Origin of the sequence: uncultured Chitinibacter sp., assembly GCF_945957625.1 — a bacterium.
Lineage (GTDB): Bacteria > Pseudomonadota > Gammaproteobacteria > Burkholderiales > Chitinibacteraceae > Chitinibacter > Chitinibacter tainanensis.
In genome coordinates this window covers 590,929-612,048 of sequence record NZ_CAMFLP010000001.1, presented here as the reverse complement: position 1 = coordinate 612,048, position 21,120 = coordinate 590,929, and the positions used below count along the sequence as shown (strand labels likewise).

Below are 21,120 nucleotides of genomic sequence, written 5' to 3'. Positions count from 1 at the left end.
GCTTAACTTTTCGCTTTCGGATACATGCCATGCGCCCTTCTCAACGCCAGCCCAATGAGCTGCGCCAGGTTACCCTTACCCGCCACTATACCTGCCACGCCGAAGGTAGCGTATTGGTCGAATTTGGCAATACCAAAGTCATCTGTACCGCCAGCGTTGAAGAAAAAGTACCGCCTTTTTTAAAAGGCAAAGGTGAAGGCTGGGTTACTGCCGAATATGGCATGCTACCCCGCTCGACCGGTAGCCGCATGAAACGCGAAGCTGCGGCTGGGAAGCAAAGTGGCCGTACTCAAGAAATTCAGCGCCTGATCGGGCGTAGCCTGCGCGCCGTGGTTGATTTAGCAGCCTTGGGCGAGCGGCAAATTACCATCGATTGCGATGTGATTCAGGCCGATGGTGGCACCCGTACTGCCAGCATTACTGGTGCCTATGTGGCACTGCAAGACGCGATTCAATCACTGATTGCTGCCGGTAAACTGAGCCAGAATCCGATTCGTGAAGCCGTGGCCGCGATTTCGGTTGGCGTATATGGCGATACGCCCGTGCTGGATCTGGATTATCTGGAAGACTCCGCCTGCGAAACCGACATGAATGTGGTGATGACGGCGGGTGGGGCGTTTATTGAAATTCAGGGCACTGCCGAGGGCAAGGCCTTTAGCCGCCAAGAAATGAATCAGCTCTTGGATTTGGCCGAGCACGGTATTGGGCAACTGCTGCAAAAGCAGGCACAAGCACTGGCTAATGTGGCGTAATCCTGTGCAATATTTGAATAAATAAACCCGCCTTGACAGCGGGTTTTTTTATTGTCGATTGCCAAGCTTAGATCAAAATTTAAGCCCTAAGATCACTCATCAGCTCCTGCATTGCCCGATCAGTCAACGTCGCCTGCTGATCCAGCCGTTGCATGCGGCCACTGTAGAGTTCATTTAACAATTCGGCCTGCAAAAAGGCCCGACCTTTTTCGGTGCGATTGGTAAACACATACCGAGTGCCCTGCGGGCTAATCCACGAGAGCCGCAAGCGGATGAAATGCCCTTCTGGCGTTTGCCAATCGACCCATTCGCCTTTGCGGGGCAAGGTGGACTCTGGGGTGATATCGGGGCTTACTTCTTCATCGCTGGCGCTATCCAACTCACCACTGAGCTGCTCGACCAGCTCAGTGGTGGCAGTTGTTGTGACTTCAGGCTGAGAAACTGCAGCTGCAGGTTGCACTGGGACGGCTGGTGAAGTGCTGACGATGACTGGCGCAACGCTAATTGGTGTGGGCTCAACCGGAGCGTGCACTTCCACCCTAGCTGCGGGTTTGATGCCATTGCGGATTGCTGCGGCATGACATTGCACCAGCTCAGCAAAAAACGCATTGGCGGCGGTCTTATCCAGCCCCGCGGCCAATGCCCCCTCCTCCAGGGTTTTCAACATGGGGGTGAGTAGATTCACCATTTTGAATCGTTCTTCCGGCGTGGCTTTGGGCTGCACACTCCAGAGTAAATCATCCATAGCCTGTAGACGGGTGACAAACATTGGGGTGTTTTCTGCTTCGGTACCATAGGCTAGGCGTAACGCCTCTTGCCAGGTAATAGCCAGAAAGTCTTGAATGACTTGGGCTAGATCGCTATACCCCTGCAAGCGAGCTTGAATCAATTGCTCAGCGGTGACTTGCGCCAATTCGGCCCGCTCATTCGCAGCCAAGTGATCCAGCTCTTCGCTCAAGGTGGCAATCGCCGCAGCTTCCAGGCTTTGCAAATAGTCTTGTAGCGCTTGGTAGCTCTGTGCAAATACCCCCACATCCTGATCAAAATGCTTGATCAGATGTTGCACAATCTCTGCTAGCTTTTCGTAATGCGGCTGCCCTGGCTGCAGGGTTTCATCATCCATCGCACACAGTGCGAGCTGATCTACGAGCAGCCGTGCCGGGTGGTTTTTTTGCGCAAAAAAACTCGCGTCGAGCATCGCGACTTTTAAGATCGGAATCTGTAAACGACCGATCAAGCTTTTCATCACAGAATTGAGGCGCGGATCATCAAAGATATGCTCGAAGAGCATCGCCACCAGTTCCAGCGTCATGGCATTGAGTTGGGGCAGCTGTTTGGCCCAGCCACTTTCGCGCAGCATCGCGATCAGATTAATGCCCTGCTCTAGCGGATCTTGGCTGAGCTGTGCCAACTCGCTGCTGCCTTTGTGTTGCAGCAAATCAAGAAAGGTTTTCCACTCGGGCGTCTGCCCTTCCAAACTCAGTGCAGCGGTACTGGGTACGGCAAGACTTGCGCCCAGTTCAGTCACATTCTGCGCGACCGGCGCCTGCAGGGCGGGCGAGCTAGCCGGCAAAGTAAGTTCGCTAAGGTGATCAGCCAGCGCGCTGGGGCTGTGATTCACTGGCTTCACCGTGCGTTCGCTGGTTTCCCCGGCTTCACCTTGGCGGCTAGGGCTGCGACGTGGCGCGCTGCGTACCACCAACGGTTGCACGTTCTGCTTAATTAAATACTGGTTAACTTGGTGATACACATTCGCCACCTGGCTAGAAAGCTCTTTTTCAAAGGCTTTCATCGCCACCATGCGCGCTTCTACGCCGGTTTCAAGCTGTTTGCAGGCCTGCAAAAACGCATCGCAAATCGCTTCGGGGGCCATTGGGTTGGCAAAATCGGGGTTTTTGTCGGCGAGCAGGCGAGCAAAGCGCTGCTCCAGCTGATCAAGCTCTTCGCCGCCTTGATGTTTAATGCTTTTGACGACCTGATCTGCGGCAATGCTTTCTTCGTACTCTTCATTGGCGACGAGGCTAAGCTGATCAAGGTTGGCATTCACAAAATAGAATTTTTGCTCGGGCTGAGTGGCCGGATTGCTCACCCGCTGCTCGAACGCTTCGGTGATTAGCGTTTTAAACTGGCTAGCTAGTTGCTGGCGTTTATTGTGTGTTTCGATGCGGGCGGCAAAAAAATCATCGCGCAGGCGGCGGTCAAAACTGGTGTCGGCTAGCTGGAAATAGGTTTCTTCTAGCCGTACAAAAAATTGCTCGAGTGACTCGGTGAGCATTTTTACGGCGATATCGCGACAGGCGCGCAGCATGGGATCATGCGCACTACTCGATGGTGCGGTGCTGGGGCGCTGGATATGCGGCTGGCTCATGATCTCACCTGTTTAAATGGCACTGCTTCACTTGACTATATTAGCATTCCATAATATACAAGCCAACACCGTTGGTCATTCAATTTACTGCATCCAGCTTGCTGATTGTGGCAAATCCCACATCTGAGCCGTCAAACGTAAAGCCTTCCCCCAGCTAGAGAAAGCCGCGCCGGCGTTCTACAGTGCAAAGATCAGTTCACCCCGGAGCCGGTCATGGCCTTACCGCACGAATTAAGCAGCTGGTTAGCCCAGCATGGTCAAACTGAACAGCAGCTGTTTGCTGAGCGCTATTTTGCCGACGTACCGGACGAAGACTGGCCGCAGCGGCAAATCAGCGATTGGGGTGGCGCACTATTGGCGCATTGGCGCTTGGCCCAGCAGCGCCCAGCGGGACAAGCCGTAGTCCGCATCTACAACCCCAATCAGGCCGAGCATGGCTGGCAAAGCATGCATACGATTGTCGAGATCGTGATCAATGACATGCCATTTCTAGTTGATTCGGTGGGTATGGCGCTGAATGCTTTGAAATATCAGGCTTCCATGGTGATACATCCGGTAATTACCGTGCATCGAGACGAACAAGGTCATTTTACCGAGCAAGATGATGCGCTGGTGTGCAAAGAATCATGGATGCATTTTGAGATCACCCGCATTAGTCAGCCGGCTAGGCTGGCCGAGTTGCAGCAGCGCATCGAAAATGTATTAGCGCAAATCACGGCTTGTGTCGCGGATTGGAGCCGCATGGCCGAACACGTTGTTGATTTACTGGAAGTACTACGCCATCAGCCGCCGCCCTTGCCCGCCCCTGCCGTCAAAGAAAGCGTGGCCTTTCTCGAATGGCTGCTGGCTGGGCATTTTGTGTTTCTGGGGATGCGGCAATATCAGTTTGCGAGCGACGAGCTCACGCTACAAGCCAATAGCGGCCTTGGTATTTTGCGCGATGCGGGTGAAACTACGCCATCCAAAATCTGGCGCAGCCTTAGCCCCGAATTACGCGCGATTGCTTATGCGCCAGATCGCCTACTGATGCTCACGAAATCGGATCGCCGCTCCAGCATCCACCGGCCGGTATATCTCGATACGATTTTGGTTCGCCAATTTGACGCCAATGGCGTGCTGTGCGGCGAAACGCGGATTGTGGGGCTTTATTCCGCCAGCGCCTATATGCTACAGCCGCGCAAAATCCCGTTGCTACGGCAAAAAATCGATGCCGTGCTGCAATTGAGCAAGGCCGATTTAAGCGGCTACCGCGGCAAGGCGCTACTGAATACGCTGGACACCTACCCACGGGATGAACTAATCGAAATCGAAGTGCCCGAGCTGCAGCGCATTGCGCTGGGGATTGTTTCGCTGCATGAGCGTTCACGGGTACGGGCGTTTTTCCGTGATGATATTTATCAGCGCTACGTGTCGGTGATGGTGTTTGTACCGCGTGATAATTACAGCACCGAGGTACGAGTCAAAATTGAAAAGCTGCTGTTGCAGCGCTTGGGTGGCAGCAGCGTCGAATACACTGTATTGCTGGGCGATGCCAGCCTCGCACGGATTCAGTTTATTGTGCGCCGGCCGGCCGAACAGCGCGGCCTTTATGATGGTCAAGCAATTGAAACGCAGATAGCCGAATTAGCACAGCGCTGGCCAGATAGCCTGCAACGCGAGCTGATTCTGGCCAATGGCGAAGAGCGTGCGGCCGAGCTTTTTCAGCGCTATCAAAATGCCTTTGGCAGCGCCTATTGCGCCGACTTCAGCCCGCGAGTGGCTACCCATGATATTGAAGCGCTAGAGCAGTGCCGACTGGAAAACCGGCTGGTGGTGACCTTGCAAGCTGGCGACCCGCTGCGGGCGGATATTTGGCGGATTAAGCTGTTCCGCAGTCAGGCGATCGAGCTCTCGGATTGCCTGCCCTTGCTGGAAAATCTGGGCTTACGGGTATTGGATGAGCGGCCGTATCTGCTACAACTCGCTGATGACAGTAGTTTTTGCATCATGGATATCGGCGTACGCTTGCCGGCCAATACCTCGCTAGAAAAACCGGAAGAACGGGCGCGTGTGGTCGAGGCGTTTTTGGCACTGTTTGCAGGTTTAGCCGAGAACGACCATTTCAATCGGCTGATATTGCAAGCCGGCCTCGTCTGGCGCGAAGTATTATTGCTGCGCGCCTATGCGCGCTATCTGAAGCAGGTTGCGCTGAAATTTGCGATGGAATCGATCGGCGATTGCCTGCTCAAATACCCCTTGCTGAGCAAACAGCTGGTGAATGCCTTTGATCACCTGCTCAACCCCGCCAACGCCCAGCCGGCCGTGGCCGATATTGTGCTCGAAGAAGTCGAGCAAGCGGCCAAAGCGCTGCCCAATCTGGATGAAGAACGCATTCTGACTGCCTATGTGCAAGCGATACGCGCCACGCTGCGTACCAACCATTATCAACGGCAGCATGGCCAACCCAAGGGCTATCTCTCTTTCAAAATCGCCTCGGGCCGGATCAGCTTTATGCCGCAGCCGGTGCCGCTGTACGAGATTTTTGTGTATTCACCCGCGATGGAAGGTGTGCATTTGCGCGGTGGCAAAGTTGCGCGCGGCGGGCTGCGCTGGTCGGATCGGCGTGAGGATTTCCGCACCGAGGTGCTGGGCCTGGTGAAAGCGCAAATGGTGAAAAACACCGTGATTGTGCCGGTGGGCTCAAAAGGCGGCTTTATCGTTAAAAATCCGCCCGCCGAGCGCGAAGCCTGGCTCGCCAGCGGTATCGCCTGCTACCAGACCTTTATCCGTGGGCTACTGGATTTAACCGACAACCTCGTCAATGGGCAGATTGTGCCGCCGCTCGATGTTTTGCGTCGCGATGAAGATGACCCCTATCTGGTGGTGGCCGCCGATAAAGGCACGGCTACCTTCTCAGACATCGCCAATCAGATTTCGCAAGAATATGGCTTCTGGCTGGATGATGCCTTTGCCAGCGGTGGCTCGGTAGGCTACGACCATAAAAAAATGGGCATTACCGCCCGCGGCGCTTGGGTTTCAGTCGAGCGCGCCTTTATGGAGCAAGGGCTGGATACCCGCCGTGAAGCGTTTACGGTGGTGGGGATTGGCGATATGTCGGGTGACGTATTTGGTAACGGTTTGCTGCGCTCGCCACATACCCGACTGGTGGCCGCATTTGATCATCGACATATTTTCCTCGACCCGAACCCTGATCCGGTTGCCAGTTTCGCCGAGCGTGAGCGCCTCTTTGCTCTGCCGCGCTCATCGTGGGCTGATTATACGGCCGAGCTAATTTCGGCTGGTGGCGGGATTTGGCCGCGCAATGCCAAAACCATCCGCCTTAGCCCACAGGTGCAAGCCCTGCTCGCGATCGAGGCGACTGAATTGGAACCGAACGCCTTGATTCAGGCGATTTTGCAGGCGCCGGTCGATCTGGTTTACAACGGCGGCATTGGTACCTATGTGAAGGCCAGCAGCCAAACCCACGCCGAAGCCAATGATCGCAGCAACGATGCGGTACGCATTGATGGCCGCGATTTGCGCTGCAAAGTGGTGGCCGAAGGCGGTAATCTGGGCTTTACCCAGTTGGGGCGGATTGAATACGCGGCCAAGGGCGGGCGGATTCATACCGATGCCATTGATAACTCGGCAGGCGTAGATTGCTCGGATCACGAGGTGAACATCAAAATCCTGCTCGGTCGGCTGATTGCCGCGGGCGATCTCACCCTCAAGCAGCGCAATGAGCTGCTCGCCAGCATGACCGACGAAGTGGGCCAGCTGGTCTTGCGCGACAATAGCCTGCAAACGCTGGCCATTTCGCTGGAACATCGGCAAGCGCGTTCACTACTGAGCGTGCATGGCCGGATGATGCAGGCACTGGAAGCCGCGGGCAAACTCTCGCGGCGGATCGAATACCTGCCCAGCGATAGCCAGCTACTGGAACGTCAGCAAGCTGGGTTAGGTTTGTATCGCCCCGAGCTTGCGGTCTTGCTAGCCTATGCCAAGATTGTGCTCAAGCAAGCCTTGCTCGCCGAGGTATTGATCGATGATCCCCAATGGAACGGCCTGCTAGGCAAATACTTCCCAGGGGTATTGGCTGAGCGCTATGCCAGTGCAATTGCCGAGCATCCGCTGCGCCGCGAAATCGTCGCCACCGTCCTCACCAATCATGTAATTAATCGCTACGGCATGACTGTGGCCTATCGGCTGCAGGAAGAAACCGAGCATAGCGCCAGCGAAGTCGTGGCTGCGCTGCTGCTGGCCGAAACGCTGCTCGATGCAGAAACGCTGGCACGGGCGATTGAAGCCACCGATGGCAGTGTGGATGCCGAAACGCAGGGCGAGCTCTTGCTGCACATACGCCGCTATACCGAGCGTGTCGCGCGCTGGCTGATCCAAACCCCGCTCACCACTGCGCAGCACGATCATTTGCGCACTTGCGCTGCGCTGGCCCTGCCCAAAGCGCCAGAATGGCTGGCCGCCAGCGAGCGTCACGCCGAGCAAAAAGCTCAGTGGCTCGCGGCCAAAGTACCGGCGGGACTTGCGATGCAGGTGTTGGTGCTGCAAGAAATCCAAGCCTTGCTGGAGCTGGCACTGGCGGCCAACGACAGCGGCCAGCTGGCCGAGCAATTGCAGTTGCATCTGGCCGTGGGCGAAGCACTGGATCTGCCATGGTTGCATAGCCTGATCGAGCAGCTGCCGCGCGATAATCGCTGGCAAACACTGGCACGCATGGCGGTGCGCGATGATCTGAGCGCCGTGCAAATCGCCCTGACCCGCCGCGTGTGGGCCGAGCGCGAACAGCGCAGTGATGCACTGGGCGAGTGGCTGGCGAGCGAGCAAGCGGCCATTGGCCGTGTGCAGCATATGTTTGCCGAGTTACGCGCCTGCCCGGCTGACCTTGCAATGATTTCGGCGGCGATCCGCGAGCTACGCCAGCGGCTGAACGTCTGAGTGGCGCTGAAATTCCGCCCCCAAAGCGGGGGCGGACTGATATAATTTGATGTTTTGCATCAGCATGGACGCGGAACATCGCATGGAAAGCGAACAGCTCAACCAGATTGAAAACCAGCTTAAAGAACTCGGCCAGCGCGCTGATGAACTGAAACGTTACCTCGATTACCCCGGCAAAGTCGATCGCCTGGAAGAAGTCGTGCGCCTGTCGGAAGATCCGGAAATCTGGAACGACCCGAAAAAAGCCCAAGAAATCGGCCGCGAACGCAAATCACTGGAAGACGTGGTGCATGTGCTTGACCGAGTCAGTGGCGCGGTGACTGACGCGCTGGAACTCTTCGAGATGGCCAAGCTGGAAGACGATTTCGACACCATCGGCGCCATCAACGACGACTACACCACGCTGGAAGCCGAAGTGGCCAAGCTGGAATTTCGCCGGATGTTTAATAATCCGATGGATCCAAGCCCATGCTTTATCGATATTCAATCGGGTGCGGGTGGTACTGAGGCTCAAGATTGGGCCGGCATGCTGCTGCGCATGTACGTGCGTTACGGCGAGCGCAAAGGCTTTAGTGTAGAAGTGATGGAGCAATCCGATGGCGATATCGTGGGTATCAGCCAGGCCACCATCAAGCTGACCGGTGACTATGCCTATGGTTTCTTGCGGACTGAAACCGGCGTACACCGCCTGGTGCGCTGCTCGCCCTATGATTCGAATAACCGCCGCCATACCTCGTTTGCCTCGGTCTTCGTTTACCCCGAGGTGGATGACAGCTTCGAGATCGAAATCAATCCGGCGGATGTACGTACCGACACCTATCGCGCCTCGGGTGCGGGTGGTCAGCACATTAATAAAACCGATTCAGCCGTGCGTTTGACCCACATCCCGACCAATACCGTGGTGCAATGTCAGAACGACCGCTCGCAGCACAAAAACCGCGACGAAGCCTGGAAAATGCTGCGCGCGAAATTGTATGAGCTGGAATTGCGCAAACGGATGGAAGCCCAGCAATCGCTGGAAGCCAGCAAATCCGACATCGGCTGGGGACATCAGATTCGCTCGTATGTCTTCGACCAGAGCCGGATCAAAGATTTGCGCACCAACTACGAGGTTGGCAATATCAAGGCGGTCATGGATGGCGACCTTGAAGGCTTTATCGAGGCCAGCCTGAAACAGGGCGTATAAGTGATTACGCAGATACCCTCAGGGGTATCTGCCCGAAATAAACCCAGATCTAAACTGCAGGCACATACCCATGTCAGAAGAACAAATCCTCCCGCAAGACGAAAATCAGATCATTGCCGAGCGTCGCGCCAAACTGGCTGCGATCCGCAGCAAAGGCGTTGCTTTCCCGAACGACTTCAAACGTGAACACCTGGCTGCCGATCTGGCCGCTGAATATGGTCACTTCGAGAAAGAGCCGCTGGAAGCGCAAGCCATTGCGGTTAGTGTGGCCGGCCGGATTATGCTCAAGCGGGTAATGGGGAAAGCCAGCTTTATCACGATTCAGGATGGCTCTGGCCGCATTCAGTTCTACATCAGCGGCCAAGCCGTGGGTGAAGACGTATACAGCGACTTTAAAACCTGGGATTTGGGCGATATCGTCGCCGCACGCGGTACGCTGATGAAAACCAAAACCGGTGAATTGTCCGTCCATGTGACCGAGCTGCGTCTGCTGACCAAATCACTGCGCCCACTGCCAGAGAAATTCCACGGCCTGACCGATCAAGAAACCAAATACCGCCAGCGCTATGTGGATCTGATCACCAACGAAAACAGCCGTAACACCTTCATTAAACGCAGCAAAATCGTGCAACGCCTGCGCGAATTTATGACGGGCGAAGGTTATCTGGAAGTGGAAACCCCGATGATGCACCCGATTCCGGGCGGCGCTTCGGCCAAGCCATTCCAGACGCACCACAATGCGCTGGATATGCCGCTGTACCTGCGGATTGCGCCTGAACTGTATCTGAAACGTCTGGTTGTGGGCGGTCTGGAGCGGGTATTTGAAGTCAACCGCAACTTCCGCAACGAAGGCATGAGTACTCGCCACAATCCAGAATTCACCATGGTGGAATTCTACGAGGCCTATGCGGATTACCAGCGCATGATGGAAATGACCGAAGGCATTATCCGTGCGTGCGCGATCGAAGCCACCGGCCATGCGGTCGTGGAATATCAAGGCAAAACGGTGGATCTGTCTAAGCCCTTTGCCCGCTTCACCATCGTGGATGCCATCAAGCACTACAACCCAGAATACACCGACGAGCAACTGCACGACCGCGCCTTCCTGAAAGCCGAAATCGCGCGTCTGGGTGGTAAGCCCGTGCTGACCGATGGCATCGGCGGCCTGCAGCTGAGCCTGTTTGAAGAAAACACCGAAGCGAAATTGTGGGAACCGACCTTCATCATCGATTACCCGGCGGAGGTATCACCGCTGGCGCGCGCATCGGATACGCAAGCGGGCATTACCGAGCGCTTCGAGTTGTTTATCGTGGGCCGTGAGCACGCCAATGGCTATTCCGAGTTGAATGATCCGGAAGATCAAGCCGCGCGTTTCCAGGCGCAGGTGGATCTGAAAGAAGCTGGCGACGATGAAGCCATGCACTTCGATGCCGACTATATCCGCGCACTGGAATACGGTCTGGCGCCAACTGGCGGCTGCGGTATCGGTATCGATCGCTTGGTGATGCTGCTGACCGACGCGCCAAGTATTCGTGACGTGATCCTGTTCCCGCAAATGCGTCGCGAAGATTAATCGAAATCTTCCATCAAGACCCAAAAAGCCCGCGAAAAACTTAGGTTTAAGCGGGCTTTTTCTTTCGCCAAGTTTCGCTAACTTTTAGCAAAAACCGGGTATCTTTGGGGGTATATTTAGGGGTATATTTCGTTCATCTCCATCAACAGATACCCCCAGTTAAGGTTTTATGTCTCTAACCAAGTTACAGGCAGACAATGCTAAGCCAAGAAATGATGGCAAGCCCCTGAAGTTGTCCGACTCCTTGGGGCTATCTCTCTGGGTAATGCCGACTGGTGCAAAATACTGGCGCTGGAAATACCGGTGGGGGGGCAAGGAAAAATTATTGGCTCTAGGCGTTTATCCCGAGGTAACGCTCAAAGAGGCCCGCCAACAGCGTGATGCCGCCCGCCTGCTGTTAGCTCAAGGCACTGACCCTGGAGCTGCTCGCAAGGCAGTAAAACTTGCGCGTCAGATGGCCGCGCGCGACAGCTTTGAAGTTGTTGCAAGGGAGTGGCACCGGATTGAGGCCGCACAATGGGCTCCAGGTCATGCACGTGGCGTGTTGCGCTCACTGGAAATTCATCTTTTCCCATCCATAGGTACAAGGCCAATCCGAGCATTGACATCCGCTGAGTTGCTGACTGTATTGCGACGTATTGAACAGACGGGCAAGCGGGATACCGCTAAACGACTACGCGAACGTTGTTCGGCAATTTTTGCGCTTGCGATTGCTTCAGGTCTCGCGGAGTCAGATCCTGCCGCTCCTTTGGTTCGGGCATTGCAAGCGCCAGTCAGTAAAGCGCGGGCGGCGCTTTCACGCGAGCAGCTACCGGCTTTTTTACAGCGGCTCTTTTCAAGCGAAGACTGCGCACTTCAGACGCGACTTCTGATCCAGGTGGTAATGATCTGCTTTACTCGGATTGGAGAAACAGTGATGGCTGAATGGGCGCACATAGACTTTGATAAGGCGGAATGGACAATTCCACCAGAAAATCGAAAGCTGAAACACAAGCTTAAAGCGGCGGGCAGCCCACACGTCGTGCCACTCCCCACCCAAGTGTTAGCTATTTTTTCCGAGTTGCAGAAGTTTAGGCAAGATGGAAACCCATATGTATTTCCCGCTATGGCTCGAAAAAAACACAAACACATGAGTGCCGCTACGCCGCTTAAAACTTTTGAACGTATGGGGTATGCAGGGAAGGATAAAAGCAACGGCCATCTCGTCACACATGGCTTTAGGGCAACTGCTTCAACAATTCTGAATGAAGCAGGCTTTAACCCAGATGCAGTGGAGCGCCAATTGTCGCACGGTGAGCCCAATCAGGTTCGCGCAGCCTATAACCGTGCATACTACATGCCGGAACGCTTGGCGATGCTGCAGTGCTGGGCGGATTATCTGGACAGGGTTCGTAAGGAAGGTGTGTCCTTGCCCCTGTTGGCACCGAACAAAGTTATCCCCGAATTGTGTGGATAAGCATGCAAACTAGTTGGGCGCACTCTTGTAAATTGGGCGGCCAACCACCCTGCTTAAAAAATGGGCGCCTTTATGCATGTTGATACTTCATTCGGTAACATCCTGGGCAGATGTAGCCGGTATTGCGCTTTACCCTCATGGCTTTGTCATCGTATAGCGCCACCATGTCAAAATCTTTGATGTTGGTAATGGCAAGGCCGCCAAGACCTTGTGCGGATAACCATTGTTTTACGTGCTGCAACTGACTAGGGTCAGAAGCGCGAGCGGTAAAAATTCTCACCTCTCTACCGGTGTCGATCAATTCACGTACTCGATCCAGCATCGGTTTGATAGGCTCACCAATCCCCCCGCACATATAGCCGTGATGCACTGCCAGTGTTCCGTCAAGATCTACACCAATCCACTTACCCATATTGTCCTCTCCTTTGATTGCCGTTGTTTGGCACATAAACGCGCTCTGACGCGTCTCACTTCGAACACTAGCACAGGTAGGCGTGACATTCATGCGATGCAAATAAGGCATCTGGCTCGCCAGTAGGGGGCATTTTAAGGCCACTACCCTTCTGCACTCCCGGCGCGCGATTGAAGCCCCGCCTCACCCCCGCTCTTCCTCCTTCGTTTTCAATGCAGCGGCATAAAACGCGCCAGCCCGCAGAAGCGCTGGCGTGGCACGGAGGTAAAAGGCTCGGAAAAAGCTTGCGGATTTATGCAATGTCATAGGTGGTGTTTGGACTTCAAACCAGTTGTCAGCACACGCCAAGCTGAGCAACTGCAAAACAGACTTCCACCAAGGCACGCAGACCGCTTTTAACTGCCAGCGCACCTGCAAAACCGGCGTTTTTGCCCCGGCAGCCTCCACTGCCGATGGTTACGGATAGTTTTAGCGAGATACCGCTTTCGGGTTTCAACGATATGCGCTGACATGCCGGAAGATGCCAATTTAAAAGTTCTTGTTGTGCCGCCTCTGGCACAACAGCAAACAAATGACCACCGTTTCGCCATCCGGCATTGTTAGTCCATACCGCAAGGCAATGCATGCCAGCGGTTATTGGTAAACAACAGCGAGAGGTAAATCATGGCGAGCGCTGCTCAATCAGACACTCCTACCCAATCACCCAAACTGGATCGGTTTGTACGACTCCCCGAAGTACGCCGCATCACCGGACTTTGCACAACGACCATCTACACCCGCATGGCCCGGAACGAGTTTCCGAAGCAAATCAGCTGCGGTGGTCGTGCCATCGCCTGGCTTGAAAGCGATTTGATTGCCTGGCAACAACGCATTCTGAAACAGCAAGTACACAAAAATTGATGAGGTGTGAAATGGATTTTTTAACTCAAGAACAGCAGGTTGAGATCAACATGCTGAAGGCTAATTACCAGTCCGCCTTAGCAGATTTTCTCGCCAAGCATGATGTAGTCCAGGGACTGAATGAAAAGCTAACGGCCATCGACAAAACGATTGCCGCCGCAGAAGGTGAAGCCGAAGCCACTCGCACAGAGCGTAAATCGCTGATTACTTCGATTTTGGGCGGCGACACCAAGCCACTGAAAGCAGCCAAAGCGAAAGAGCGCAGTGCCTACGCGCTGCTGGAAGATTATCAAGAGCTTCGCGCCGATCTGATCAAGGAAAAACAGTTGCTGGTTTTCGAGACCATGACTGCGCGCGACAATGCCGCAGAGCAGCGTAATTTGGCCAAAAATCGTATTGCCGAGATCCTACGGGATCATGCCATCCAGGTACTATGCCAGAGCCAAGCAATGGGATTATTGGTCAGTGCGATGCGAATTCAGCTGCCGGATTATCAGGAATTGCCACCTGCCGCTATCGCACGACTACTGCAAACCAATGCCGAGAAAGATTGGTTTTCCGGCGGCATTCACAGCAAGGATCTTGAGTCGACCCTTTTCGAAATCCGGAAAGCCATGCCGGATATTGCGCCGAAAATCCCGGACTCGATCACTGACCTGGCTGCGGCGGTACCCAGCTGCAATGAATATGAATGGCTGAGTGCAACGGCTAGACACCGCGCCATGGTAGAGCTTGGTCTGAAATGAGGGTTTGCCATGTCCATGCTCTGCCCCCATTGCGGAAAAGCCATGCATATCCGCACCAGCAAAACTGCTTCGCTACTCAGCAAGGAATCCTACTACCGTTGCAGCAATGACCATTGTGGCCATATCGCGATCGGCGTTACCGAACTAATACGGACAGTAGTTCCTGCCAACCACCCTAACCCAAACTGTGCTTTGCCCGTGGTCAAGCCCGACCCGGCAGCTCCGCCGGTTTAACAGCAAAAACTCATTCATTTTTTTCGCACTGGCTACCAGTGTGCGGGGATTGCTGCGCCCGTGTTCTGCAGCTTGGAGGAATGCTATGTCAAACAAAAAATGGATTGGTGTCGATCTGGACGGCACCTTGGCAGAAAGCGTGTACGGCGGTCTTGCCGCACGGCAGATTGGCAACCCGATTGCCAGCATGCTGACCCGCGTTAAAAAGTGGGTGGATGACGGCAAATATGAGGTGCGCATTTTCACCGGACGCGCGGCAGACAGTCAGCAAATACCGCTGATTCAACGCTGGCTAGATGACAACGGGATTGGCGGCTTGAAAATCACCAACGCCAAAGACGGCGATCTGGTTCTTATTTTCGACAATATCGCCATTCGCATCGATGAAAACACCGGAAAAATCTGCGAGGACTGCATCAAGTTTCTGAATAAGCAGAAATTCAAATACGTCAGTACTGAACGCAATCAAGTCATGAGTTATGTCGCTGATTCAGCCGGGGTGCAATACAACGCACAAGGATACATAACAGCCGATTGCTAAACGGGATTGAACGCGTGGGGTACGTATTCAATCGCCAACCGAATTGACCATTCACCGGGACAGCGAAGAGGACATAACACGCGGCAATGCCGCTCATCATCAAGGAATTTGCTATGCAGCAGTCAAAAGAAAAGCCCCGCGAACGGGGCTCAAATCAATTTTTCAATCCCCTCACCCAACCCATATCAGCGCGGAGTAAGAAGAAATTGCATTTTGCATCACAGCGTGTGGGTGAGCAAGAACGTTTTTCACTCATCTGGCTTGACACGCCCTTCAGTTCAACCAAGAATGCAGCAGCTGCACTCAATCGTGCAGCCGGGTTTGGCGACCCGATTACACTGGCGGACAGCCGCCTTGCGGCTATTTTTACGTCCGTCTGCAACACTACAGGTACGTCTTCAATGGCGGGCCGTGGTGGGGATACCTTCGGGTATGCCGGTTCCAGTGTGCCGGTTCGCCAACCCCGCCACGCGCCTGCCTCCTCCGTTTGGCGACGGAGCGGTGGGCTACATGCTCATCACACTGGAGGACTACCCATGTCCAAGTTCCGCCGCGCCCTGCGCACGCTATTCCCTGTTTCTGCTTCCCTTGTTTCCATCGTGGCCAGTGAGCCCGAAGCCCGCGCCTTGGCCGCATTGCTGACCGCCAAAGGCCAGCGCGCCATCTACCACGCCACAGCGAATGGCTTTGCAGTGGGGGTGGTAGCATGAAGCGCGATCTCTACACTATCCCATCGCTCCCAGAATGCAACGTGGTGGAACTACCACTAAGCGAGCTACTGGCCAGCGCCAAATCCCCTGCCCAGGCAGAGGCTCTGAAGTCCCTGAGCGAGCAATTGCACCATGTACATCAAGCCTTGGTCGATCAGGAGGATGGATTACGCGCCTTGCTCACCCTGCTTGGACACTCGGAAACCCAATCCATCAATTGCGCGATTCTGCAGTGTCTTCTGATGCCCATCGTGGCACGTCTTGAGAAAACCACAACTGCACTACACAGCTTAATCGACTGAGGGGGACGAGATAATGAATCGCAAAAAAGCAATGGCGGATGAAATGGCCAATCTGGCAAAGCAGCAAGGACGCAATCTTGGACTGGAACTGGGTGAGTGCCTGCAGAGCTTTGCTCGCATTGACCGAGACTTAACGAGTAAAAACGCAGACCTGCAGATTGATACGGCGGCAGCTTATGCCCGTGGTGTGCTGGAAGGACTCTTGCTGCAGCTCAATGGTGTGGCTTTGGACGACCAAGAGGCCGCTCTTGTCTTGAATCGCCTACACGCAATGGTGCAGCAGGCTGTATCTACTTCCGGAGGTGTGCAATGAATAAGCTTTATGACGCCACCTTGCGTGCCGTAGCCGATGGGCAGCTGACCATATCGCTGATTCTAGGCGAAACCGAACAGCAATTGACCTTGCCTTGTGCCCCTGTCAGTGATGATTGGCAATGCCAGCAAATAGGCAAAATAGGCATTGCTGAGCAATACGTCAATGATGAGGGCTTCTGGCGCTTCACCCCCTATCTGGAGCCGACTCTCCGGCGCAGGCCTGGCCTAGATTGGCGCGATGAGGATAAACAACACCTAGGCTGGTGGTGCGATCAACTGACCGAATTCAGCGCTCCATCCGAGATTATACCTGGTGCTGAAGGCTCATTTATCCCGGATGAAACAGAACCACTCACCCTGCAAATCCCCCCTGAGTTCGTTGAGCTTTGTAACAGTTACCGCATGAGTGCTGAAAGTGTTTTGCGAGGCTTCATTGCTGATGCCTCCGAGCTGCAGAACTACATCGCCAAGCCGCGTGCCGACCACTTTAGCAGTAATGGCAGTGATGAACGCATGATGGCGAATGACTATCTGGAGCGCGCCTATGGAATGTTTCGTTGGGGAGACCAATCATGACTCCGGGTACACACGAAACCGGCCAGTTGGGCGGATACTTTGCCAGCCTGAAAGAACATATTGACCTGCATGATCTGGCTGGGAAGCTAGGTCTAAAACGCCAAGGCAAGAATGGCAATTACCACAGTCCGCATCACCCAGACAAAGGCGCATCGCTGTCTGTCTTCAATGGTGGGCGAGCCTGGAAAGACCATTCCGGCGAAGCGCAAGGCAGTTGCATTGATCTGACCCTTTTCTGCAAACCGGAGCTGCGAACCCCCGTGGAAGCCGCTCGCTTGCTCGGCGACTGGTACGGTCTGCCGATGCCCAGTGGACAGAGCCGCCCTGTCGGCAAACCGCTTGAAAAAACTCGAGCAGAGTTCATCGCCGATCGTTGCCTGGAAAAACCGGAATCTGCTGTGGATTACCTCAAAGGGCGAGGCATTACCGAGAGCGTAATAAGGCATGCCATCCAACAAAAATCACTGGGTTGGAATAGCTGGCAAAGCGGCAGCATCGCCGCTGGCCAGGTTGGGCACGGCGGCGCGGCGGTGGCTTTTATCGTCCGCCGGCAAAGCCCGGCACGCGTGGCGGCGGTTGATCTGCGTTACGCCGATCCTGAACTGAATGGCGGAAGCAAAACCAGTTGCCAGGGCGAGCGCGACGGCATTGGCTGGACTAGCGATCTACAACGCCTGCAGCGGGCGCGAGTCGTGTATCTGGTAGAAAGCCCGATCAATGCGCTTTCGATTGAAAGCTGCGCCGAGCACGGGCTTGGCAATGGCTTTGCCGTGTTGGCGCTGCGTGGCACCAGCAATGCGACCAAAATTGATTGGGCATTTCTACATGGCAAGCGTGTGATTGTGGCGCTGGATCACGCCGATGCAGTAAACCCCGCCAGTGGGGAGCGTGCAGGGCTGAAGGCGGCTTGGGCACTGAACGATGAACTGGTACGTCATGGTATCGCGGCACAGCTTGTCGATATGATGGACTGGGAGGATGGCGAGGACATCAACGATGTGCTTCAGCAGCATGGCGCAGCGGAATTGACCAAACGCCTGAAGAGACTAGAACCCTGGCTGATCGCTGGTATGCCAGCTGGGGGCGAAGGAGACCGCAGCAAACTGGAAGGTCGGCGCCGGATTTTCCTACCCACGCACGATCTAAGCGTTTACTGGCGTTTCCGCTGCCGCCCCGACTTTACCCAGTACGTGGAAAAATTCGAGCAAAGCAATGAAGGTGAAGAGCCGAAACGGGAAACATTGGGTGATCTATGCTCATTCCGTATTGCCGCGCTAAACCGCCTGCGCATCCAGGGGCATCAGGCCACACTTTCCGGGATGCCGGACACCAGTTATGAGCTACTGTTCGGCGTCAGCGCACAAACAGCACGGCATGGCGATCAGCTATGCCGCCATGTGGCAACCGAAGACAAGCTGCACAATCTGGACTGGTGGGGGCAGCGCTTTGGCGCAATCTGGAAACCTGGCGAATTCAAGCGCATGGTGAATATTCTGGAGCGCACGGCCAGCCTGAATCAGCAAAACGTGGTGAATTTCGTCGGGCTCGCCTGGAATAATGGCGAACTGACGGCGCGGGAAGGCAAGGATTGCTTTTTTCTCGATCCGGACAAGCAATGCCCCTATTCCACGCTCACTTTCCCACGTGGTACGCCAGAGCAGGCGGCGCGGGTGATTCGCGCCTATCAGCAGACCTTCAAGCAGAACGCGGCCAGCATAGCGCTGGTATGGCTACTGGGCGCACACCTGAAAAACGTGCTAGATTTTTACCCACACTTTCAGATGCAGGCAGAAAAAGGCGCGGGCAAGTCCAAACTGATGGAATCACTGGAGCGCCATACCGCTTTCACGGTGTTTTCAGGGCAATCGCTCAAGACAGATCACCGCCGCCGCATGTCAGTGTCGTACACCTCACAGCCGGTTGCCTGGGATGAATTTTCCAAGCTGCCACGTGTTGTGCTGGGTGATATCGACGAGCTACTGCAAAGCACTTGCCGTAGTAGTTACACCAAGGTCGGCTCCAGCGCCCTGCCTTACCTGATGTGCGCCCCTGTACTGCTGGCCGGTGAAGAAGTGGATGTGCAATCGCTGCAATCCAAGATTTGCCGCACCACGCTGTCAGTGGCCAAACAAGGCCCGTTGCTGCCACGTGACTTGTCACAATTTCCACTTTGGCAGTGGCTGCAGTTTCTGGCCAAGACGGCACCAAGCGCGATCCGGGAGAGTTTTCAGCGCTGGCTGACCACTTGCAGCAATTACAGCCGTGCCAGCCTGCAAGACCCGACCGCAGCCCGGATGCGGGAGAACTATGCGGCCATTTTGACCGCTTGGACGCTGCTGTGCGACTTTACCGGGCTGGACCAGGACGAGGGCAATTTCGTCAATGACTTGCTGGCGGAAATGAACCGCCACATCACGGAAACCGATAGTGATCGGCAACCTTGGGTGTGGATCATGGAAATATTCGCCTCTGAGCTGGAGGCTGGGCGTTTCGATTATCCCTTCTGCTGGAGTAATCGAGACGGTGAACCCGTATTGTGCGTCCGCGCTAGCCACATCATGGATCACCTGTCTACAGCCAGCCATTTACGTTCCAAATTTGACGCCATGCCGATTAAAACTAGTCGGGTATTCAAGCAGCAACTGTTGTCCAGCGGCGCGGTCATTGGCGATGAAGCCACTAAGGTGATTGCTGGGCGACGGGTTCAAAAACTGCAAGAAATCAGCCTAAACCGCTTGGGACAGTTCAACATCCATCTGTCACCGAGCCATGAACAGGCAGGATAATTGAGTCGTTTCTCCGCTGATGATTCATTTCATGGGGCTATCAGCAGCAGAAGCAATCAGCCTGATTTATTCTGGCTAATTGCCGATCCGGCGCAGTTCATCGCGTAGCGCCTCGAATTGGCGGGCGCATTCCCGTGCAATAACCGCCTGCGGCAAGCTGGCATCCACCCGCCCGCCTCCACTACGGGCGGGTTTTGCATAGCGGGCTAGTTCGGCGGACGCCAACGATTGCCCGAAACAGCCCAGTTGCCATTCCCGCACTTTTACCCGGCTGGTATCCAAACCGAGAAAAGCCGCTTCAGTGAGCTGCTGAATCACGTAACGCCGCCAACGCTTCACCAAGCCGCCATAAGCAGCCGCAGCAGCCCTCATCTCGCAGCTATCGCCTGCGGCTTTGGCATCAGCAACTCTTTCTAAGGCGTTTTGCGCCTTCTCGGCAAAGTCAGTCACCCTGCCGTCCGTCTGAATGTCACACTCAGCCATCAATTTTTTAGCGGTTTTCCGAATGTATTTCACGATTAGAAAAAGCCCATGCTTGTATGAGTACCCGTACTTATACACTTTGAAAATCTTACGAACAAGCCAGAATCCGGCATTTTTGGTTACAGGGCGTGAAATACCGCGATGAAAAGGGAAATGGATCAAAATGGCCATCAGGCCCATTTGCCTATTTTTTGTTGTGGATAAGTGGTTCTCTCCCCTTAAAAATCCCATTGGGAAGTCACAGGGAGGTGAAAAAACTGTAGTAGTTTGTAGTAGCTTTGCGCTAAGTCATTGATTATCTAAGGCAACCCCCTACTACACTACCCTCTAAAATCTACTACACTTCCCCCCAAATCTACTACATTTCGGCCAAAATCTACTACGTGTCTTTTTTGCAACACTTTCTATATTTCTTCTTTTTTCTTTATTTTTCAAAGAGAAAGAGAAGAAAAGTGAAAAGATTAAAAAATAGGCAACTACTACATTTCAAAAATGGCCTTTTTTCGAACTACTACATTTCGCGGCAAAACTACTCCAAAACGTAGTAGTTTTGGCTTTTTTGCTTTTCACCGCTCAAACCCGCGGCAGCATTGGCTTTTCGCCCGATTTACTCCAAAAGGCGAAAATGAAATGTAGTAGATTTGCAGCGAAACGTAGTAGATTTCCAGCGAAATAGAGCAAGCACATTCTTTTGTATTCAATCACTTAGCAGCAATCTACTACAAAAAACCCTGTTTTTTTCTCTGTGTGCCCTCCCAGCGACCGCAAAATCAAGACCTTACAAAGCCCCCTTATTTCTCTGCGATACCCCCGCCAAACAGCCCCCATAACCACCCGACTCACTCCAG

The 21,120-nt window shown here is 54.4% G+C and carries 18 protein-coding genes; 14 read left to right on the top strand and 4 right to left on the bottom strand.

Translation table 11 applies throughout. The features are described from left to right. Window positions 1-29 precede the first annotated feature (29 nt). Window positions 30-752, top strand: a complete 723-nt coding sequence (gene rph, locus QV747_RS02790; RefSeq protein WP_273428941.1) for a ribonuclease PH — start codon at window positions 30-32, stop codon at window positions 750-752. A gap of 79 nt (window positions 753-831) precedes the next feature. Here rph and QV747_RS02785 read toward each other — a convergent pair whose 3' ends face one another. After that, entirely contained in the window at window positions 832-3,120 is a 2,289-nt protein-coding gene (locus tag QV747_RS02785) for a DUF1631 family protein (protein WP_273428939.1), read from the bottom strand. A gap of 213 nt (window positions 3,121-3,333) precedes the next feature. On the opposite strand from QV747_RS02785, the gene QV747_RS02780 reads away from it, so the two are divergent. From QV747_RS02780 to QV747_RS02765, 4 genes are all read left to right on the top strand, one after another. Next, the gene (locus QV747_RS02780; RefSeq protein ID WP_273428937.1) at window positions 3,334-8,052 is read left to right on the top strand and encodes an NAD-glutamate dehydrogenase; all 4,719 of its coding nucleotides are present in this window, start codon (window positions 3,334-3,336) and stop codon (window positions 8,050-8,052) included. An 82-nt stretch (window positions 8,053-8,134) separates the two neighbouring features. Beyond that, on the top strand, window positions 8,135-9,238 hold the full coding sequence (gene prfB / locus QV747_RS02775) for a peptide chain release factor 2 (protein ID WP_028449335.1): 1,104 nt from the start codon (window positions 8,135-8,137) through the stop codon (window positions 9,236-9,238). A 70-nt stretch (window positions 9,239-9,308) separates the two neighbouring features. Then, window positions 9,309-10,811, top strand: a complete 1,503-nt coding sequence (lysS, locus tag QV747_RS02770) for a lysine--tRNA ligase (protein WP_028449334.1) — start codon at window positions 9,309-9,311, stop codon at window positions 10,809-10,811. A gap of 169 nt (window positions 10,812-10,980) precedes the next feature. After that, on the top strand, window positions 10,981-12,267 hold the full coding sequence (locus tag QV747_RS02765) for an integrase arm-type DNA-binding domain-containing protein (protein WP_273428935.1): 1,287 nt from the start codon (window positions 10,981-10,983) through the stop codon (window positions 12,265-12,267). A 70-nt stretch (window positions 12,268-12,337) separates the two neighbouring features. Here the strand turns inward: QV747_RS02765 and QV747_RS02760 are convergent, their stop codons facing one another. Further along, the gene (locus QV747_RS02760; protein WP_273428933.1) at window positions 12,338-12,679 is read right to left on the bottom strand and encodes a hypothetical protein; all 342 of its coding nucleotides are present in this window, start codon (window positions 12,677-12,679) and stop codon (window positions 12,338-12,340) included. Window positions 12,680-13,013: 334 nt separating this feature from the next. Continuing rightward, complete coding sequence (locus QV747_RS02755; protein WP_273428932.1) at window positions 13,014-13,250, bottom strand: hypothetical protein; 237 nt, start codon at window positions 13,248-13,250, stop codon at window positions 13,014-13,016. Window positions 13,251-13,342: 92 nt separating this feature from the next. On the opposite strand from QV747_RS02755, the gene QV747_RS02750 reads away from it, so the two are divergent. The 9 genes from QV747_RS02750 to QV747_RS02715 all read left to right on the top strand — a co-directional run bounded on the left by QV747_RS02750 (window position 13,343) and on the right by QV747_RS02715 (window position 19,789). Then, window positions 13,343-13,579, top strand: coding sequence for an AlpA family transcriptional regulator (locus QV747_RS02750; RefSeq protein ID WP_273428930.1), 237 nt, complete (start codon window positions 13,343-13,345; stop codon window positions 13,577-13,579). An 11-nt stretch (window positions 13,580-13,590) separates the two neighbouring features. Beyond that, a complete protein-coding gene (locus tag QV747_RS02745) occupies window positions 13,591-14,325 on the top strand; it encodes a hypothetical protein (protein ID WP_273428929.1) in 735 nt (244 codons plus the stop codon). A gap of 9 nt (window positions 14,326-14,334) precedes the next feature. Continuing rightward, a complete protein-coding gene (locus QV747_RS16580; protein WP_373317273.1) occupies window positions 14,335-14,559 on the top strand; it encodes an ogr/Delta-like zinc finger family protein in 225 nt (74 codons plus the stop codon). 85 nt (window positions 14,560-14,644) lie between these two features. Continuing rightward, the gene (locus QV747_RS02740) at window positions 14,645-15,100 is read left to right on the top strand and encodes a hypothetical protein (protein ID WP_273428927.1); all 456 of its coding nucleotides are present in this window, start codon (window positions 14,645-14,647) and stop codon (window positions 15,098-15,100) included. A gap of 536 nt (window positions 15,101-15,636) precedes the next feature. Further along, entirely contained in the window at window positions 15,637-15,810 is a 174-nt protein-coding gene (locus QV747_RS02735) for a hypothetical protein (RefSeq protein WP_273428925.1), read from the top strand. Next, window positions 15,807-16,112 carry a DUF1484 family protein gene (locus QV747_RS02730; RefSeq protein ID WP_273428923.1) on the top strand — a complete coding sequence of 102 codons (306 nt, stop codon included), beginning with the start codon at window positions 15,807-15,809 and terminating at the stop codon, window positions 16,110-16,112. Before QV747_RS02735 ends, QV747_RS02730 begins: the two co-directional genes overlap by 4 nt. A gap of 13 nt (window positions 16,113-16,125) precedes the next feature. Continuing rightward, window positions 16,126-16,425: a hypothetical protein gene (locus QV747_RS02725; protein WP_273428922.1), complete on the top strand. Its 300-nt coding sequence runs from the start codon at window positions 16,126-16,128 to the stop codon at window positions 16,423-16,425. After that, window positions 16,422-17,003 carry a hypothetical protein gene (locus QV747_RS02720; RefSeq protein WP_273428921.1) on the top strand — a complete coding sequence of 194 codons (582 nt, stop codon included), beginning with the start codon at window positions 16,422-16,424 and terminating at the stop codon, window positions 17,001-17,003. Before QV747_RS02725 ends, QV747_RS02720 begins: the two co-directional genes overlap by 4 nt. Beyond that, window positions 17,000-19,789 carry a toprim domain-containing protein gene (locus QV747_RS02715; protein ID WP_273428919.1) on the top strand — a complete coding sequence of 930 codons (2,790 nt, stop codon included), beginning with the start codon at window positions 17,000-17,002 and terminating at the stop codon, window positions 19,787-19,789. The genes QV747_RS02720 and QV747_RS02715 overlap by 4 nt, the downstream gene beginning before the upstream one ends. A gap of 75 nt (window positions 19,790-19,864) precedes the next feature. Here QV747_RS02715 and QV747_RS02710 read toward each other — a convergent pair whose 3' ends face one another. Beyond that, window positions 19,865-20,443, bottom strand: coding sequence for a hypothetical protein (locus QV747_RS02710; protein ID WP_273428918.1), 579 nt, complete (start codon window positions 20,441-20,443; stop codon window positions 19,865-19,867). Window positions 20,444-21,120: the final 677 nt, after the last annotated feature.

What these genes read in the sequence shown, in the direction of transcription:
- QV747_RS02780 (WP_273428937.1), top strand. Translation starts at nt 3,334, where the DNA reads ATGGCCTTACCGCACGAATTAAGCAGCTGGTTAGCCCAGCATGGTCAA.
- QV747_RS02740 (WP_273428927.1), top strand. Translation starts at nt 14,645, where the DNA reads ATGTCAAACAAAAAATGGATTGGTGTCGATCTGGACGGCACCTTGGCA.
- rph (WP_273428941.1), top strand. Translation starts at nt 30, where the DNA reads ATGCGCCCTTCTCAACGCCAGCCCAATGAGCTGCGCCAGGTTACCCTT.
- QV747_RS02715 (WP_273428919.1), top strand. Translation starts at nt 17,000, where the DNA reads ATGACTCCGGGTACACACGAAACCGGCCAGTTGGGCGGATACTTTGCC.
- QV747_RS16580 (WP_373317273.1), top strand. Translation starts at nt 14,335, where the DNA reads ATGTCCATGCTCTGCCCCCATTGCGGAAAAGCCATGCATATCCGCACC.
- lysS (WP_028449334.1), top strand. Translation starts at nt 9,309, where the DNA reads ATGTCAGAAGAACAAATCCTCCCGCAAGACGAAAATCAGATCATTGCC.
- prfB (WP_028449335.1), top strand. Translation starts at nt 8,135, where the DNA reads ATGGAAAGCGAACAGCTCAACCAGATTGAAAACCAGCTTAAAGAACTC.
- QV747_RS02765 (WP_273428935.1), top strand. Translation starts at nt 10,981, where the DNA reads ATGTCTCTAACCAAGTTACAGGCAGACAATGCTAAGCCAAGAAATGAT.
- QV747_RS02760 (WP_273428933.1), bottom strand. Translation starts at nt 12,679, where the DNA reads ATGGGTAAGTGGATTGGTGTAGATCTTGACGGAACACTGGCAGTGCAT.
- QV747_RS02745 (WP_273428929.1), top strand. Translation starts at nt 13,591, where the DNA reads ATGGATTTTTTAACTCAAGAACAGCAGGTTGAGATCAACATGCTGAAG.
- QV747_RS02750 (WP_273428930.1), top strand. Translation starts at nt 13,343, where the DNA reads ATGGCGAGCGCTGCTCAATCAGACACTCCTACCCAATCACCCAAACTG.
- QV747_RS02710 (WP_273428918.1), bottom strand. Translation starts at nt 20,443, where the DNA reads ATGGCCATTTTGATCCATTTCCCTTTTCATCGCGGTATTTCACGCCCT.
- QV747_RS02735 (WP_273428925.1), top strand. Translation starts at nt 15,637, where the DNA reads ATGTCCAAGTTCCGCCGCGCCCTGCGCACGCTATTCCCTGTTTCTGCT.
- QV747_RS02720 (WP_273428921.1), top strand. Translation starts at nt 16,422, where the DNA reads ATGAATAAGCTTTATGACGCCACCTTGCGTGCCGTAGCCGATGGGCAG.
- QV747_RS02725 (WP_273428922.1), top strand. Translation starts at nt 16,126, where the DNA reads ATGAATCGCAAAAAAGCAATGGCGGATGAAATGGCCAATCTGGCAAAG.
- QV747_RS02785 (WP_273428939.1), bottom strand. Translation starts at nt 3,120, where the DNA reads ATGAGCCAGCCGCATATCCAGCGCCCCAGCACCGCACCATCGAGTAGT.
- QV747_RS02730 (WP_273428923.1), top strand. Translation starts at nt 15,807, where the DNA reads ATGAAGCGCGATCTCTACACTATCCCATCGCTCCCAGAATGCAACGTG.